Origin of the sequence: Bacillus changyiensis (assembly GCF_027706145.1) — a bacterium.
In the GTDB taxonomy this organism is placed as follows: Bacteria; Bacillota; Bacilli; order Bacillales; family Bacillaceae; genus Bacillus; species Bacillus changyiensis.
The window spans coordinates 468,186-485,256 of sequence record NZ_JAQFWW010000002.1 but is presented as its reverse complement, the minus strand read 5'-3'; the positions used below and the strand labels follow the sequence as shown (position 1 = coordinate 485,256).

Genomic DNA, 17,071 nt, shown 5'->3' with positions numbered 1-17,071 from the left:
GCTCTCACCATAGAGAGCTTTCATCTTTTTCTAACACCATTCATAATAAACTGTATCGTCCGTTCTTTCTCTTGCTCTTCATCCATATCTTCACTAATCAAAAAGCGGGTGATGATCAGACCAACAATCGAGGTAATCGTCATTCTAATAATACTTTCAGCAGGCAAATCGGCAAGTTCGCCTTTTTCCTTGAAATATTCGATAATCTGTTTGAATTTTTCATAGACATGATCATTGAAAATGGTTTTAAACAGGTTTCGCATTTCCTCGTGGTAAAATACTTCCTGGAAATAAATTTTCACCACAGGAAAATACTTTTTAACAAACGCAAACCGGTTTGATAATATCTCTCTGACAAAATCTTCATATGATTCATACTGAAGGTCGAACACTTCTTTTGCAAAGCTTTTCGCAAATTTCGGTGCGGCAGTATTGATAATCGTTGGCATCACAATTGACATCAATAGATCTTTTTTTGTTTTATAGTGCCTAAAGATCGTTCCTTCTGCGACACCCGCTTTTTTGGCAATTTCACTTGTCGAAGTGGATGCAAAGCCTTTCTCGGAAAACATTTCAATTGCCGCCATGACAATTTTTCGCTGCTTCTCACTCATTTTGACTTCTTGATCATTGACCTGTAATAATTCTTCCAAAGCTTCACGATCCATATAATATCTCCTTCGGATTTCTGTCCTTTTATTATAGATAAGTTAAAAAAGGAACTCAACTGTCGGCTTTAGAGTTTTCGGTACTTTTTAAGAGTTAAAATGTTCAGTGAAGCAAACAAAATCACAAATCCGAGCAAAAAGACAATATCATGAATAATCTCAGAAAATCCCTGTCCCTTCATCATGACGAGTTTTAATGCGTCTGCCCCATAATAGATCGGCATAATATAGCTGAAACTTTGGAGCCAGTCGGCCATCCCATCCATAGCAAACATGCCAGAAAAAAAGACTTGTGGGACAATGACAAGAGGGACAAATTGAATCAGCTGCAACTCATTGTTTGCAAATGTGGAAAGAAATGTGCCCAATGTCAGCGCCGTCAAAGAGAGCAGTGATGTCAAACATAAAACGATCCAGATCGATCCCTGTTGATAAAGTCCCAGAATCTCAACCGAATACCACGTAATTAACACCGTTTGTAAAGTTGTAAATAATCCGAAACCTATACAGTACCCACAAACAATTTCCCAGCGTCTTAATGGAGTGGCAAGAATTCGTTCAAGGGTGCCGCTTGTTCTTTCTCTTAAAAAGGAGATCCCAGCAATCAAAAAAACAAAAAAGAAAATAAACAAACCGACAAGGACCGGCCCGACATGGTCAAAAGTTGTGAGATCATCAGATCCATATGCATAAGCAATCTCAATGTGCTGATTAGCTTGTTTTGGCGTCTGAGCTTTCTGGAGTATAGCTGCCACTTCTTTTGTGCTCGGGTCACTTCCATCAAGAGTGATCAATAGATTGTCTTTTTTAAGAGATATAAATGCATCCAATCCGTCTTGATCAATTGTTCTTTTAGGTTCATTTTTTGAATATGAAGTCACTTCAACATGATGATTTTCAAGTGTTTGTACCAATTGATGTGGTAATTGGTAACCACCAACTTGAAAATCGGTTTTATCCTTGTCAAGAACAAGGGAAGTAAGGGTTAACACGAAAAGCGGAGCGAGTAACAAGAGCATTAGTGTCCGTTTATCGCGAAAAAACTGTTGAATGATTTTAATGACTAACGCTTTAATTCTCATTTGATTGACCTCCTGATACAAGAAAGACATCTTCTATTGAGTTGACTTTGTATGCTGTTTTAAACTCTTTTGGCGTACCGACACCAATTAATTTACCGTCTCGAATCAAACCAAGCCGGTCGCACTTTTCAGCTTCATCCATGACATGTGTTGTAACAAGAATTGCAGCTCCTTTTGATTTTAAATGTTGAAGCTCATTCCAAATCGATTTTCTTAAGACAGGGTCAATCCCCACAGTTGGCTCATCTAAGGCGAGAACGGCTGGTTCATGAATCAATGTGATGGCCAGAGATAACCGTCTTTTCATCCCGCCGGAAAACTGACTGACCTTTCGATGTTCATCATCAGTTAAGTTTACGAGGCGCAATACCTCTTTCATTTTTTGTCGTTTTTCAGCACCTTTAAGTCCATATAAATTTGCAAAAAAAGCTAAATTTTCTTTTGCTGTTAAATCTTCATACAATGCATCAGATTGTCCCATATATCCAATCTTATCGAGCATCTTCAGATTAGGCATTTTAGTACCCAAAATTTTTACATGTCCACCTGAAGGTGCGGTCATTCCGATTAGCATTTTAATCAAGGTTGTTTTACCTGCCCCAGATGGCCCAAGTAAACCGAATATCTCACCTTGTTCAATGGAGAAATTCATTTGTTCTAAGACCGTTTTTGAGCCAAATTGTTTGCTAGTATTAATGAACTGTATGACTTGTTTCACTGTTGATCGCTCCTTTTACATATAGTGAGTGATTACTCACTATAAAAGTATCACATTTGCAGTCATAATGGAAGTGATTACTCACTTTTTTTACAGTGCTGAGATTAAAGTTCAGACTTCTTTTCATTGAATTCTTATACTTCAACAACATTTAAAATTGAAATAAAGGGTTAATGACTCTAGATGTGAGATCAGATAAACATTATGGAGAATTCAAAAGGAGATGATGATAAAGTCTTCATGAAAAAAAGGATTTTATAAATTGTGCGGTGGTGGAGCAGGAATGAAACGATCATAATCCTGTGCATGTTGTCTTCTAAAAAAGAAATTTATGATGAATTCATCCATCCATCCATCCACACTTAAGGGAGCGGGTCTTGTGTTTCGCAGGTATTTCCATTAAAGTAAAAATTAATAATAGATCGGCTTTTTGTAGGGGCGTTCGGCTCACCTTCATTTTATATTGAAGGGAGGTGAGAGCATGGCAGTAGCAACCGCCATTCAATTGATGCTTACTTTTGGCATTCTGATTGTAGCGATGTTGTCACTCTGCTATCATTTCACGAAAAAAAAGTAAGAACGCCCCTGACCGTCACATCAAGGCGTTCCTACTTATAAGTTTGACTTTAGGAAAAAGCCGACTCCCTTACAGGAGCTATTCTATTGCCGATCGGAGATGTTGCGAGCATCTTCGATCTTTTTGTATTCACAGTATACTCGTTAAGATAAATTATATTCATGCATGCGCTCATCGTGTTTTAGGACTTATACTACAATGACTACATATTCTATCTATTATTGTAGAACAACATAGAATTGTTGTCTATAAAAAATAGACTCTTTAAGCTCCCATATATTCAGTATGAAAAGAAGAACGTATCAAAAGTATTTAGAGGGGGATTAATGTGAACTACTCACCACTTAGGCTAACGCCTTGAAGTAGGAGCTTCTCAACTCCACGACGAAAGCAACCTTTCGTTTCCTTGAGCGTTACTTTGTGCAGTCCCTGCCCTAGATGTCCGACGTTTCGGCGTTCTGTTATTAGCTTGGATATTTTACGCATGGAAGGATTAGCTTGGTTTTCTCATTTTGTTTGTCCATGCAACTCATATATCCAGTTATCAATGACTACTAAATGATCGGACAATTGAACAGGCAACAGCCTGTCCTTATCTGAAGTCGATCCATCTTCGGCTTACAACCAAACGTTGTCAGGTTGTTGAAGTAAGGGACTTCTCGACTGAAACAATAAATACCTCAAAAACAGATAGATTTTAGTAAACTTGAGAATCAAGATATAAAGTCTCCATCCAAAACAGATATTTGATATGATTTTCGGCTATGGATGCTTTCAAGTCTATGATCAAGTTCAATTGTTAAAATTCACGTCAATTATTTAAAAGCGGGGCTTTTTGATTCACAAAAGAAGGCACTTATATGAAAGTGCCTCAGTTGAATGATGATGGTTGTTCGATGGCTCCCTTTATTTTTGTCAGCGTTTAAAATTTTTTTGTCTCAAGCTTTAGTGGCACTGGTATGGTCTTGTCCACTTTTTTATCGTTCAGAACATCATGTGTAGCCTGAATGGCAAGTTTGCCTATCAATTCAGGTTGTTGGGCGATTGTTGCTGCCATCTCTCCTGATTTGACCGCTTTGATTGCGTCCTCATTTCCGTCAAAGCCGACAACTAGAATATCTTTTCCTGAACTTCTAATCGCTTCGATCGCACCGAGAGCCATTTCATCATTATGTGCAAAGACAGCTTGAATCTCGGGGTTGCCCTGAAGTAGATTTTCCATCACATTTAATCCTTTTGTCCGATCGAAATTGGCGGTTTGTTTAGCAACAACTTTTAATTTTTTGTCAGCTGTTTTATGAAAACCTGAGCCGCGTTCACGAGTTGCTGATGCTCCTGGAACACCTTCTAATTCAGCAACTTTTGCTCCTTTTCCAAGTTGTTTGATGATATAGTCAGCTGCCATTTGACCGCCTTTCACATTATCCGAAGCAACAAGTGTTTCTACTTTGCCGTTTTCAGCTGAGCGATCAAGCGTAATGACTGGAATTCCAAGTGAATTGGCAGATTGGACTGCGGTTGAAATCGCTGCTGAATCAGTCGGATTAATGAGAAGAGCATCAACCCCTTGTTGAAGGAGGTCCTCTACATCATTTGTCTGTTTGGCTGAGTCATCTTGTGCATCAACAACGATCACTTCAATACCTTGTTTTTTTGCTTCGGTAAGAACACCATTTTTTAATGAAACAAAAAACGGATTTTTTAGAGTTGAAACAGATAAACCGATTTTAATCGTTTTTCCTTTTTCTTGCTTGTTTTTCGCCCACTCTGGCGGTTCCAACGAACAGGCTGACACTAAGATAAGCGATAGAATTGTGATCACGGGTAGCCATTTTTTCATGAAAAATAACCTCCTTATGCTGCTTTCTTGCGGTCTAGCAAGACTGCGATTAAAATGACAATACCTTTAACAACCATTTGGAAAAAGGAAGAGACACCAAGTAGATTTAAACCGTTGTTCAACGTCCCGATGATCAGTACACCAATTAAGGTACCAGCTATTCGTCCGCGACCTCCGGCAAGACTTGTGCCACCTAATACAACTGCGGCGATCGCATCAAGTTCATATGATGTCCCTGCTGTTGGTTGTGCAGAATTTAGTCGGGATGTCAAAATTGCACCAGCTAGCGCTGATAGAAGACCAGTAAGGGAATAGACCAGCACTTTGACACGGGACACCTTAATACCAGATATGTATGCCGCTTTTTCATTTCCACCGATTGCATAAGTTCGTCGGCCAAACGGTGTTTTATGAAGAATCATCCAAAGAATAACAAAAGTCATTCCCATCGTAATCGCAGGCACAGGAATACCTAAGAAATATCCACGTCCAAACAGCTGAAATCCATAGTTAGCTCCAAGTCCTGTGATAGGGTTTCCATCTGTATAAACCATCGTCAGACCGCGAAACATAGTCATTGTCGCTAGTGTTGCAATAAATGGAGCTATTTTCCCTTTTGTAATTAAAAGACCGTTTATTGCGCCAAGAAAGGCGCCGATCAAACAGCCGATGATAACCGCAAAAACAGGGTCAATTCCACCGACGATCATTCCAGCAACTAGTGCACTTGATAAAGCAAGGATGGCCCCGACGGACAAATCAATGCCTCCGGTCAGAATCACAAAAGTCATTCCAAAAGCAATCAACGCGTTGATCGCGACTTGTCTTAATAGATTTAAGATATTTAATGGTTCCAAAAATCCGGGGTTTAAAAGTGAGACGATGACAACGAGAATGATAAGACCAAGAAATGGCCCAAGCTTTTGCAATACAGAGTCAACATTAAGGCTTTTTTCAAAAGGTTTAGCCGTTTGTGTTTTCATATGATTGTCCTCCTGTTGCGAGTGTCATAATCCGTTCTTGAGTTGCGTCTTTTCTTAATAGCTCACCACTGAGTTTTCCTTCGTGGATGACAAGGATGCGGTCACTCATGCCGAGGATTTCAGGTAGCTCTGACGAAACCATTATGATTGCAACACCTCGGTCTGTCAGTTCATTCATCAACTGGTAAATCTCTCTTTTTGCTCCAACATCAACACCACGAGTCGGCTCATCCAAAATCAGTACTTTTGGACCAATACCAATCCATTTGGCAATTACTACTTTTTGTTGGTTACCACCGGATAAACTGCGTGCCTGAATGTCACACGAATTCGTTTTGATGGTCAGCCGTTTAATTAAAAGATCAACAAATTCCTGCTCTCTTTTTTGATCAATCCAGCCGTTCGGAGAAAAACTGACAAGATTCGGAAGTGCGATATTTTCGCGAATAGATGTGTCAAGAATCAGTCCTTCGTCTTTCCGGTTTTCAGTAATAAAACCGATTTTTTTTTGAACAGCATCACTTGGTTTTTTGATGTTCGCTTGTTTACCGTTAATCAAAATTTCTCCGCTGTCGAGGGGATTAAGACCGAAAATGGCTCTCATCAACTCTGTTCGACCAGCACCCATAAGCCCAGATACTCCAACGATTTCGCCAGCATGAACATGAAAATTAATATTTTCAAAGACCCTTTTTTTAGACGCATTTTTCACTTCAAATACGATATCCCCAAGCTTTGGATGCCTTTCAGGGTATCGTTCTGTCAGCTCACGACCAACCATTTTTTTAACCACTTCATGAAAATCGGTGTTAGACATTTTTTTCGTATCAACGGTTTTCCCGTCACGCATCACCGTGATTCGGTCACAAATTGTAAAAATCTCTTCCATACGGTGTGAAATATAAATAATCGACACTCCATTTTTCTTTAAAGACCGAATCACCTGAAACAGCTTTGTGACTTCTTTTTCTGTTAAAGCCGCTGTTGGTTCATCCATAATAATCACTTTGGCATCTATCATCAGCGCTTTGGCTATTTCAATCATTTGCTGTTGCCCCGAGCCTAGGAGCCCTGCTTCTTTTTCAAGAGACAGGGAGACGCCCAGTTTTTTAAGTTGTGTATTTGCTAGCGCTTTCATTTTTTTGTTATTTAAAAACCCTAGTGTTGTGGAAAGTTCCTTCCCGATAAATAAATTTTCCAGTACGCTCATTTCCGGCCAAATATTCAGTTCCTGATGAATAAAAGCAATTCCGTGTTTTTCAGCTTCATTCGGATCGGAGAAATATTTGTCATGGCCGTTTATTTTAATTGTTCCGCTATCAAGCTTATGAAGACCTGTTAATACATTCATTAATGTTGACTTTCCAGCACCATTTTCGCCCATTAAGGCATGGACTTCACCTTCTAGAAGTTCGAATGAAACACCTGACAAAACCTGATTCTGACCAAATGCCTTATAAATGTCAGTCATTTCAATGTGCATCGGTTATCCCTGCTTTCCAGATGAAAGATTTGTTCATCTAAAAGATCACTCCCGCGTGTAAGATGCAGTTTGCATAAGGTGTTGCTTCACCTGTCCGAATCACCGCTTTCGCCTGTTTTGTTGCTTTTTTTAATGCTTCGTGTGAAAGATGCTCAATCGGTTGGTTAGAAAATTGTTTTTTTAAGAATTCAGCTTGTTTCGGATTTTCTGTTTCCATTTCTTTGGCAATTGTTAGTTTTTCCACCTCCACTTCTTTCGCGAGCAGTGCGGTTACTTCTTTAAAACTGGGGGTTCCCAGTGACAAAGCTAGGTCAATTTTAGGAACACCTTGGGGGACAGGCAAACCGGCATCTGCGATAACAATGGTGTCAGTATGCCCGAGATCGGCAAGTAATTTTGCAATATGACTGTTTAATATGCCGTGTTTTTTCATGAATGTTCACACTCCATTTCTTCTCTAGTTGGCATGCCCCCTTGAGCACCGAATTTTTGGACAGACAAAGAGGCGGCCCGATTGGCAAATTGCAGGGCAGATTCTATATGTTGTCCTTCTGAAAGAGCGACAGCAAATCCAGCATTAAAGGTGTCTCCGGCTCCAGTTGTGTCGACTGCTTTTACAGGAAATGAAGGGATGAGCTTTTCTTCAGTTCCGTTATGATAACGAACACCGTTTTTGCCTTCTGTAATCAATAGCTTTCCTGGATATCTTCTCAGCATTTCTTTTTGAGAGAGGCCCTGAAAGAGGAGAGAAGCTTCGTGTTCATTCGGTGTAATGTATGTTGCGTGTTCAATTGTTTCTTCTCGAAGCAACCGGGCAGGAGCTGGGTTGAGAAGCAAAGGAATCCTAAGTTCTTTACAGAGCTCGCTGACATAATCGACGGTTTCTTCAGGAATTTCCTGCTGGATGAGGACGATATCGGCTCGTTTGACTGCTGCTATTGCTTTTTGTACAAATTGAGGTGTTACAGCATCATTTGCGCCTTTGACAACGATGATACTGTTGTCGCCGTTAGAAAGAACAATATGAGCAGTCCCAGTTGTTAGATGTGTAACCGTTTCCACATAGTCTGTCAAAACACCGTTAGCTTGAAAATTATTGAGAATCACTTTTCCGTACTGATCATCACCGACACACCCAATCATCCATACTTCCGCACCTAACCTGGCTGCTGCAACAGCTTGATTTGCCCCTTTTCCCCCGGGAACGGTTTTAAACGATTCTCCAAGTACTGTTTCACCAGCTTTTGGACGCTTTTTTGAAGTAACGACTAAATCCATTGAAGAGCTGCCAATCACACAAATTTTACTCATTGTTATCCACCTTTCTTGTTGTTTGTCTTTCAATAAAAGAAACCGGCAACTGTACAGTTGACTTTTCAATATATTCGTTTTTTATCAGTTTTAACAGCAGTTTTGCTGCTTCTTTTCCCATTTCATAAACAGGCTGCCTAATCGTTGATAATGGAGGAAACAACCATTCACTATGCGGAATATCATCAAAACCGATCAGTTGCAGGTCAGAAGGTACTTGAATTCCTCGTTTTAAGGCTTCATGTAAAATTGCTGTTGCGACGATATCGTTGCTGGCAATAATCCCATCCGTTTTCGGATAGATCGAGAATAAATCCTCTGCCCGTTGTTGAGCTTCTTGAAAAGAAAAAGTCTCGGTTGTTAAGACATGAAAATCGACATCTGCACTGCTTAAAATATCAAGTGCCCCGTTAAATCGATCTTTTGCAGTCCGCAAGTGAGCCGGCCCTTTTATAAGCGTCATTCGTTTTGAGTTTCTTTTCATCATTTCCGAAGCTGCGAGTTGCCCGCCTTTTCTACTGTCTGCAAAAACAGACGGTACATGTTCATCACCGGTGCGATCTAAAAAAACAATTGGCATTGATAAATCTTGATTGATTGTTGCTTCAGGATCATTTGTCGCAGAAATCACGCCAACGACTTGATTTTGTTTAAATGTTTGCAGATAATCGAGCTCTTTATCAAGGTTTTCATCACTGTTGCCAAATATAAGTCTGAAGCCATGCTGATGGATTTCATCTTCAACACCACGGGCAAGTTGTGGAAAAAAAGGATTTGTTATATCAGGGAGCAGCAATCCAATTAGTCTCGACTCTCTATGATAGAGGGATCTGGCCACTTCATTAGGACGGTAATTTAATGTTTTCATCGCTTTGATCACGCGTGTTTTAGTATCTTCATGGACATAGCCAGTTTCATTTAAAACACGCGAAACTGTGGCGACAGATACTTTTGCTGCAATTGCGACATCTTTAATCGTAGCCAAATGAGACAGCTCCTCTTCTTTATGTAACCGTTTACATAAAAGGTATCATGAATCGTTTAAAAAGACAATAAAAAATTGGTGACAACTTTATGTGCATGATTGAATGTTTTAATAACAGATGATGAATTCAAATAATAGCAGAAGAAATGATAGGTTGACGATTCCACCTATCATTTCTTTTGCTTTAGCGATATTCATTTTCTAACAATTGATTAATAAAATAAGCGACACCATTTTCATCATTGCTTTTTGTAATAAATGTGCTCATTTGTTTTAATTCATTAATCGCATTTCCCATCGCAATTCGGTGGCCAGCTTCTTCAAACATTGACAAATCATTCGGACTGTCTCCGATCGCGTAAATATCTTTTTTATCGATCCCATAATGTTTGGCCAGTTCTTTTAGAGCGCGGCCTTTTCCAGACATATCAGGCAGTATTTCAATGATATGCTTTCCTGAGGATGTGAGGGCGAGTTTTGGATATGTAGAGAGTTCAGCTTTTGCTTTTTCTAACTTGTCCAAATCAAATGAAAAACAGAGTAGTTTATAAATGTTTTCTTCTCCGTTAAAAATGTCTTGAATGTTTTGGACTGGTTTAATGCCGAATTGTTTAAATTGAGTTAGGGCACCTTGCCAAAGGGTATCTTTGTTTTCATCTGGATTTGCGCTCGCAATGATGTCAAGCTCTGCTTCGAGCTTTTGTTTGCCATCATTAGGGGATAAGAGGGCATCATCTGTATAGACTTCGAAATAAATATGATGATCTGTTAAATATTGAGCCGCCTTCTGTCCAGCTTCAGTGTCCATTAATGTTTTGCTTAACAGCTTATAATTAAAATCATGAACTGTTCCACCATTGGCTGCAATGATCGGAATATCCAGGTCATTCAGCAATGCTTTTACATCAAAAGTGGCTCTGCCTGTACAGATGGTTACAATACAGTCTGAAACCAGTGCCTTTTTAATAGCTGCTCGGTTTTCAGGAGAAATGATGCTTTCTGTATTTAAAAGAGTTCCGTCTAAATCAATTGCAATTAGTCTCATGGTGCCAAAATGACCTCCTATAAAAACGGTTTACTGTTTTTTAGCAGTATGTCCAAAAGTGAGTGGAACTGATAAGTAAAGGCTAAACCTAAAGTTGAATTTTTTCAAGCATAAAAACAAAAAACCAAGGATGATTCATCCCTGGTTACACTCCTAACTGCTGTTTTAATTGTTGTCTGATTTCAGCAAGCTTGGTTTGATCAAGTTGATAATAATAAGTTTTGCCTGGTTGATAATCGTTGCCTTTTAATTGGAGAGTATCAATCGATTTGATCGATGCCATAAACGGAATCAATCCGATGGCATTTTCTAATGTCAAATTCATTGAAACGTTTTTTCCAATGGTATCAAGAATGTCATCATAAGCTGGAATTGAAGTGATCGATTTTGATTTACCAATGATCGCTTTCAGCACTTCCATTTGTCTTTGCCCGCGCATTAAATCGGTATCCGCTTTTCTTGTTCTTACATATGCTAGGGCTGCTTCACCGTTTAATGTCTGAGAACCAGTTGGAAGAACGACTTTACCTTTCGTATCTTTTTTAATTTGTTTGACAACATATTCATCTTTAATGGTAATCGGGACACCACCTAATTCATTGACAACTTCTTCGAAAGCTGTAAAGTTGCTTTCGATGACATAATCAACAGGTATATCAAGCAAATTCTCAACAGTTTCAACGCTAAGGTCTCGTCCACCTAATGAGTGTGCATGCGTAATTTTATCATAACCACGTCCTGGGATGTTCACATAGGAATCCCTCGGAATGCTCAGCAATTTAACAGAATGGTTCTTTCGATTAAATGATGCAAGAACCATTGCATCGCTTCGCTCTTTTTCCATGCTCTGACCGGGACGAGCGTCTATTCCCATAAGGAGAATAGAAAAATTATCTTTATCAGGATTAAATTCTTTGATCCGTTTTACGGATTGGCTTCCTCTTGAAAGATTGACATGTGCTTCTTTTGCAGCATTCGAAACTTTAAAGTAGGCGTAAGCCCCCACAGCTACTGTAGAGGCTACGAGAATAGCAGTCAATGAAATAAAAAATTTAGCCCATCCACTTCGTTTCTTTTTCTTCGTTCGCTGTGATCTTGACATTGTTTAAACTCCTCTTTTATTTATTAAGCCGTTCATTCATTTGAAAATTTAAATTAACTTCTAATGTTTGATTTTACAAGACAATTCATTTTTTGACTATATGGGGGTTACTGGAATTTAAATCTTTTTATACGATCTTTAATATGACGATAGAAACGATAAAACGTTTCAACTTTATATTGAAAGTTTAAGAGTCGTAGATCCATCGTTTCATCAAACGTTTGTTTAAAAAGTGAATAAGATCACAGTTTTGTTCAAAACTATCATAGATAATGAATCAAGGGAGTGTGTTCAATTGAAGGCGGTAACTTTTCAAGGTCCTCGACATGTTGAAGTTAGTCAAGTGGAGGATGCTAAGATCGAGAAAAAGGACGATATTGTTGTCAAAATTACTTCTACAGCAATTTGTGGGTCTGATTTGCATCTTTATCAAGGGAATTTTCCTCTACCCAAAGGCTTTCAGCTTGGTCATGAACCGATGGGAATCGTCGAAGAGACAGGACCAGATGTGACAAAGGTGAAAAAAGGCGACAGGGTTGTCATTCCGTTTACAGTCGCTTGCGGTCATTGCTTTTTTTGTGAACATAATCTTGAAAGCCAATGCGATCATTCCAATCCGCACTATGACTCAGGTGGCTACTTTGGTTATTCAGAAAAATTCGGAAACCATCCAGGAGGACAAGCTGAATATTTAAAAGTACCATTTGGAAATTTTACCCCGTTTGTCATTCCTCAGTCTTGTGAACTTGCTGACGAATCGCTGTTATTTTTATCAGATGTCCTGCCAACTGCCTATTGGAGTGTGATTCATGCTGGTGTGAAAGAAGGGGATACTGTCATTGTCCTCGGATCTGGACCAGTCGGTTTAATGACACAAAAATTTGCCTGGAAAAAAGGAGCAAAACGGGTTATAGCTGTTGACTATTTAGATTACCGCTTAAAACAGGCTGAAAGCTTAAATCATGTCGAAGTCTTTGACTTTACAAAATATCCTGATATGGGAGAACATCTGAAAGAAATCACCAAAGGTGGAGCGGATGTCGTCATCGATTGTGTCGGTATGGATGGAAAAAAATCAGCGCTGGAATATCTTGAACAAAAACTCAAGCTTCAAGGGGGAACGCTCGGTCCGATTCAGATTTCAACAAAGGCGGTCAGAAAATGTGGAACAGTGCAAATGACAGGGGTTTATGGAGGGAATTATAACCTGTTTCCGCTCGGTGCATTTTTTGCAAGAAATGTGACATTGAAAATGGGGCAGGCTCCAGTCATTCATTTAATGCCGGAAATTTTTCGTTTAATTGAAACGGGGGAACTTAACCCTACAGAAATTATTACACATCAACTTCCTCTAGAAGAAGCTGCGAAAGCTTATCATTTATTTCAGGAACATGAAGATAGCTGTATCAAAGTGGTCTTAAAGCCTTAGTGGCAATCTTAAATTATATTCACATAATGGTCACTAAATTGATAAATTCAAAAAATAAAATTTGTGCTAATATCAATATATAGTGTCGATAGATAAAATAGACACAATATATGGCATTGATAGGAGAGGTCAGGATGGCATTGAGTATAAAAGAGCAAGAAGATAAATTATCACAATTAACAGAGACATTTCATGACATTGTGGGGTATGGAAACCACGATATTATGCAGGAAAACGCAAATGTAGATGGTCGTTCTCCAATGGGGCAGATGAGCAGATTTGCATCTGAAAGTGCAAGACATTATGCACTTCATTATCTTATGTCTCCAGAAATTAAGCAAGCAATTGATGATAATTTTATATATCCGCACGATTTGGATTTTATGGCTAGTGGAACAACTACTTGTTGTCAAATTCCATTAGGGAAATTACTTAAAGATGGGTTTCATACTGGTCATGGTTCATTAAGAGAACCGAAAGATATTATGAGCGCAATGTCTTTGGCATCTATCATTTTTCAATCAAACCAAAACATGCAGCATGGAGGCCAGTCATTTCCGATGTTTGACTATGATTTGGCACCATATGTTCACAAAACATTTGAAAAACATTTGAAGCGGATTAAAGAATATCCAACTACATTAACAGAAGAAGAAATCATTGAAAGAGCATGGCAAGAGACTGATCGCTCAACATATCAGGCCTGTGAAGCTTTCATACATAATGCAAACAGCATGCATTCAAGAGGAGGCGGTCAAGTTCCATTTGTATCGATAAACTATGGAACTGATACCTCAAAAGAAGGTCGTTTGCTGATTGAAAATGTACTGAAAGCGACAAAAGCTGGTCTTGGTAAAGGTGAAACACCAATATTCCCAATTCAGATTTTTAAAATGAAAGAAGGAATTAATGTTTACGAGACAGACAAAAACTATGATTTATACAAACTGGCGTTAGAAACGAGTGCCGAAAGATTGTTCCCAAATTTTAGCTTTATTGATTCCCCTGTGAACAAACCTTTTTACAATGGGACACCGGAAAGTGAAATTGCTTATATGGGATGCAGAACACGCGTGATGTCTAATTTTAATGGGGATGAAAACTCAATTGGTAGAGGGAATCTATCATTTACCTCCATTAATATAGTTAAAATCGCATTGGTGAGTGAAAATACCGAACAATTTTTTGAATCATTAAATCATTATATTGATTTAACTATCGAGCAATTATTAGAAAGGTACGCTTTTCAATGCAAGAAAAGAGCAAAAGACTTTAAATTTCTCTATTCGCAACATATATGGCATGAAAGTGAACAATTAGAACCAGATGACACACTAGAAGATATCTTAAAACACGGCACATTAAGCATCGGTTTTATCGGATTGGCAGAGGCTTTAACAGCTTTAATCGGTAAACATCATGGAGAGAGCGATGAAGCATTCGAATTAGGAAAAAGAATGATTCAGATGATGAGAGACCGAGCAGATCAAGCAACAGAGGAACATAAGTTGAACTTTTCCTTAATTGCAACACCTGCTGAAGGGTTATCGGGGAAATTTGTAAAAAAAGACAAAGTTCAATTTGGCTCCCTGCCAAATATTACAGACCGGATCTATTACACGAATTCATTCCATATTCCTGTTCATTATAAGATCACGGCCTTTGAAAAGATCAGAAGAGAAGCTCCTTTTCATCTGATGTGCAACGGCGGACACATCAGTTATATCGAGCTTGACGGAGATCCAAAGAAAAACATTAAAGCGATGGACATGCTTGTTAATGCTATGCGTCAAGAAGGGATGGGATATTCATCAATAAATCATCCCGTTGATCATTGCAGAAGTTGCGGATTTACCGGCATCATTGATAATGAATGCCCTCAATGCAAAAACAAAGATGAAGCGTTAATTGAACGGATTCGACGAATTACCGGCTATTTAGTTGGGGATATGTCAAAATGGAATTCAGCCAAAAGACAGGAAGAAAAGGACCGAGTGAAGCACCTATGAAAGTGATGAATATCATACATGACAGCATCGTAGATGGAGAGGGTTTAAGAACCGTTGTTTTCTTAGCGGGCTGCCCTCATATGTGTGAAGGCTGTCACAATAAACAAAGCTGGAATATCAATAATGGGTTTGACATGAGTATAGATGAAGTTTTTGAAGAAATCATGAAAAACCCGCTCACAAATGTGACCTATTCAGGAGGAGAACCACTATTACATGTTGATGAGCTGATTGAATTATCTAAGAAAATTAAACAGCACTCTGAGAAAGATATTTGGCTGTACAGTGGATTTACGTATGAACAAATTTTGAAGAATGAGAAACATCGTGCATTATTACCTTATTGTGATGTCTTAGTCGATGGTCGTTTTGAAATTGATAAACGCGATTTGACATTGCTTTATAGAGGAAGTTCCAACCAAAAAATTATTAAATTAGCATAAAGCAGAGCGTTTTAAGGGTACTCTCATTTAGGGATGCCCTTTTAACTTTACAAGGAAACAATATTTTAGTAAAGGGTTTAAAAACTATAACCAAAAAAATTAGTGTCGGGTTTTTCATCTACCATTTCTCTAGTAACATCGTTTTAACTTTTAGTGCTCTTATAAGTGTTTCGATTTCTTTTATTAAAAAGAAAAATTGATAGTTCATATTTTCACTGTCCCACAGACTCTGAGCAGGTTGACTTCTTTTCAGATAAGTTCATAATAAATATGAAAAGCTAGATTGGAATAAAAGAAAGCGTTTTAACTCCTGAAAATCAGACAATGGAAGGAGAGTGCTTTATGACAAAAGCACCGATATTTTTACGACCTGAATTTAAAGAAAGAATTTGGGGAGGAACGGCTTTAAGGGATCAGTTCGGATATGACATCCCTTCTAATAAAACCGGTGAATGCTGGGCGATTTCCGCCCATCCACATGGTCCGAATGTTGTCGCATCAGGACCTTATCAAGGAAAAACACTTGCAGAACTATGGAAGAATCATCGGGAATTGTTTGGTGGTGTTGAGGGAGACCGTTTTCCCTTGTTAACAAAAATTCTTGATGCAAACCAAGATCTTTCTGTACAAGTGCATCCTGATGATGACTATGCCAGAGAGCACGAAAATGGTGAACTTGGAAAGACTGAATGTTGGTATATTATTGATTGTAAAGAAGATGCGGAATTAGTTTATGGTCATATGGCGAGAACAAAGTCTGAGCTTGTCACAATGGTGAATAGCGGTGATTGGGATGGCCTTTTAAGAAAAATTAAAATTAAACCGGGTGATTTTTATTATGTGCCAAGCGGAACCATTCACGCTCTTTGTGAAGGTACACTAGTTCTGGAAACTCAGCAAAGTTCTGATACAACCTATCGGGTATACGATTATGATCGAACAGATCAGAACGGTGAGAAACGCGAACTACACCTTACACAAGCTATTGATGTAACAACCGTCCCACATGTTGATGGACACGCTAATCAATCAACAGAAATCCGACAAGGAATCACGATGAAAACACTTGTAGAAGCGGAGTATTTCTCAGTGTACAATTGGAATGTTGACGGTCTTGCTGAACTTACACAAACTGCGCCGTTCCTCTTGTGTAGTGTTATTGAGGGTGAAGCTAAGTTGATCCAAGGAGATACAACATTCTCAATCCAAAAGGGGACAAATTTTATTTTACCGGCTGAAGCGAATGATTTTAAGCTTGAAGGGAAATGTGAACTGATTGTTTCACACATCTAATCAAAAAGCTTAATGATCCGTAAGAGGGTCATTAAGCTTTTTTGTTGTGATGACGATAAAAAGAGAAAGCAAGATTAAAAAATTGGGAGGCTGAGATCGGGGG

16 protein-coding genes are annotated in these 17,071 nt (G+C 38.7%); 5 read left to right on the top strand and 11 right to left on the bottom strand.

All coding sequences use genetic code 11. The features are described from left to right. Nucleotides 1-20 precede the first annotated feature (20 nt). The 3 genes from PDT38_RS09650 to PDT38_RS09640 all read right to left on the bottom strand — a co-directional run bounded on the left by PDT38_RS09650 (nucleotide 21) and on the right by PDT38_RS09640 (nucleotide 2,402). Nucleotides 21-668, bottom strand: a complete 648-nt coding sequence (locus tag PDT38_RS09650; protein ID WP_270800894.1) for a TetR/AcrR family transcriptional regulator — start codon at nucleotides 666-668, stop codon at nucleotides 21-23. 68 nt (nucleotides 669-736) lie between these two features. After that, nucleotides 737-1,750: an ABC transporter permease gene (locus PDT38_RS09645; protein WP_270800893.1), complete on the bottom strand. Its 1,014-nt coding sequence runs from the start codon at nucleotides 1,748-1,750 to the stop codon at nucleotides 737-739. After that, a complete protein-coding gene (locus tag PDT38_RS09640; RefSeq protein ID WP_270801723.1) occupies nucleotides 1,740-2,402 on the bottom strand; it encodes an ABC transporter ATP-binding protein in 663 nt (220 codons plus the stop codon). The genes PDT38_RS09645 and PDT38_RS09640 overlap by 11 nt, the downstream gene beginning before the upstream one ends. Nucleotides 2,403-2,949: 547 nt before the next feature. Between PDT38_RS09640 and PDT38_RS09635 the strand changes: the two genes are divergently transcribed. Beyond that, nucleotides 2,950-3,045 carry a putative holin-like toxin gene (locus PDT38_RS09635; protein WP_270800891.1) on the top strand — a complete coding sequence of 32 codons (96 nt, stop codon included), beginning with the start codon at nucleotides 2,950-2,952 and terminating at the stop codon, nucleotides 3,043-3,045. Between the two features lie 922 nt (nucleotides 3,046-3,967). On the opposite strand, the gene rbsB is transcribed toward PDT38_RS09635, so the two are convergent. From rbsB to PDT38_RS09595, 8 genes are all read right to left on the bottom strand, one after another. Continuing rightward, nucleotides 3,968-4,885, bottom strand: a complete 918-nt coding sequence (gene rbsB / locus PDT38_RS09630; protein ID WP_270800890.1) for a ribose ABC transporter substrate-binding protein RbsB — start codon at nucleotides 4,883-4,885, stop codon at nucleotides 3,968-3,970. A 14-nt stretch (nucleotides 4,886-4,899) separates the two neighbouring features. Continuing rightward, complete coding sequence (gene rbsC, locus PDT38_RS09625; protein ID WP_270800888.1) at nucleotides 4,900-5,868, bottom strand: ribose ABC transporter permease RbsC; 969 nt, start codon at nucleotides 5,866-5,868, stop codon at nucleotides 4,900-4,902. Continuing rightward, on the bottom strand, nucleotides 5,849-7,351 hold the full coding sequence (locus PDT38_RS09620) for a sugar ABC transporter ATP-binding protein (protein ID WP_270800886.1): 1,503 nt from the start codon (nucleotides 7,349-7,351) through the stop codon (nucleotides 5,849-5,851). The genes rbsC and PDT38_RS09620 overlap by 20 nt, the downstream gene beginning before the upstream one ends. A gap of 37 nt (nucleotides 7,352-7,388) precedes the next feature. Continuing rightward, the gene (gene rbsD, locus PDT38_RS09615) at nucleotides 7,389-7,784 is read right to left on the bottom strand and encodes a D-ribose pyranase (RefSeq protein WP_270800884.1); all 396 of its coding nucleotides are present in this window, start codon (nucleotides 7,782-7,784) and stop codon (nucleotides 7,389-7,391) included. Further along, a complete protein-coding gene (gene rbsK / locus PDT38_RS09610; RefSeq protein ID WP_270800883.1) occupies nucleotides 7,781-8,662 on the bottom strand; it encodes a ribokinase in 882 nt (293 codons plus the stop codon). The genes rbsD and rbsK overlap by 4 nt, the downstream gene beginning before the upstream one ends. After that, nucleotides 8,655-9,647, bottom strand: a complete 993-nt coding sequence (locus PDT38_RS09605; protein ID WP_270800882.1) for a LacI family DNA-binding transcriptional regulator — start codon at nucleotides 9,645-9,647, stop codon at nucleotides 8,655-8,657. The genes rbsK and PDT38_RS09605 overlap by 8 nt, the downstream gene beginning before the upstream one ends. Nucleotides 9,648-9,831: 184 nt before the next feature. Next, the gene (locus PDT38_RS09600; RefSeq protein ID WP_270800880.1) at nucleotides 9,832-10,692 is read right to left on the bottom strand and encodes a Cof-type HAD-IIB family hydrolase; all 861 of its coding nucleotides are present in this window, start codon (nucleotides 10,690-10,692) and stop codon (nucleotides 9,832-9,834) included. A 145-nt stretch (nucleotides 10,693-10,837) separates the two neighbouring features. Beyond that, complete coding sequence (locus PDT38_RS09595) at nucleotides 10,838-11,794, bottom strand: LCP family protein (protein ID WP_270800878.1); 957 nt, start codon at nucleotides 11,792-11,794, stop codon at nucleotides 10,838-10,840. 295 nt (nucleotides 11,795-12,089) lie between these two features. On the opposite strand from PDT38_RS09595, the gene PDT38_RS09590 reads away from it, so the two are divergent. The 4 genes from PDT38_RS09590 (at nucleotide 12,090) to manA (ending at nucleotide 16,968) form a co-directional block, all read left to right on the top strand. Then, nucleotides 12,090-13,223 carry a zinc-dependent alcohol dehydrogenase gene (locus PDT38_RS09590; protein WP_270800875.1) on the top strand — a complete coding sequence of 378 codons (1,134 nt, stop codon included), beginning with the start codon at nucleotides 12,090-12,092 and terminating at the stop codon, nucleotides 13,221-13,223. A 134-nt stretch (nucleotides 13,224-13,357) separates the two neighbouring features. Next, complete coding sequence (locus PDT38_RS09585; protein WP_270800873.1) at nucleotides 13,358-15,232, top strand: anaerobic ribonucleoside triphosphate reductase; 1,875 nt, start codon at nucleotides 13,358-13,360, stop codon at nucleotides 15,230-15,232. After that, entirely contained in the window at nucleotides 15,229-15,675 is a 447-nt protein-coding gene (gene nrdG / locus PDT38_RS09580; RefSeq protein WP_270801721.1) for an anaerobic ribonucleoside-triphosphate reductase activating protein, read from the top strand. The genes PDT38_RS09585 and nrdG overlap by 4 nt, the downstream gene beginning before the upstream one ends. A gap of 342 nt (nucleotides 15,676-16,017) precedes the next feature. Further along, entirely contained in the window at nucleotides 16,018-16,968 is a 951-nt protein-coding gene (gene manA / locus PDT38_RS09575; RefSeq protein WP_270800871.1) for a mannose-6-phosphate isomerase, class I, read from the top strand. Nucleotides 16,969-17,071 lie beyond the last annotated feature (103 nt).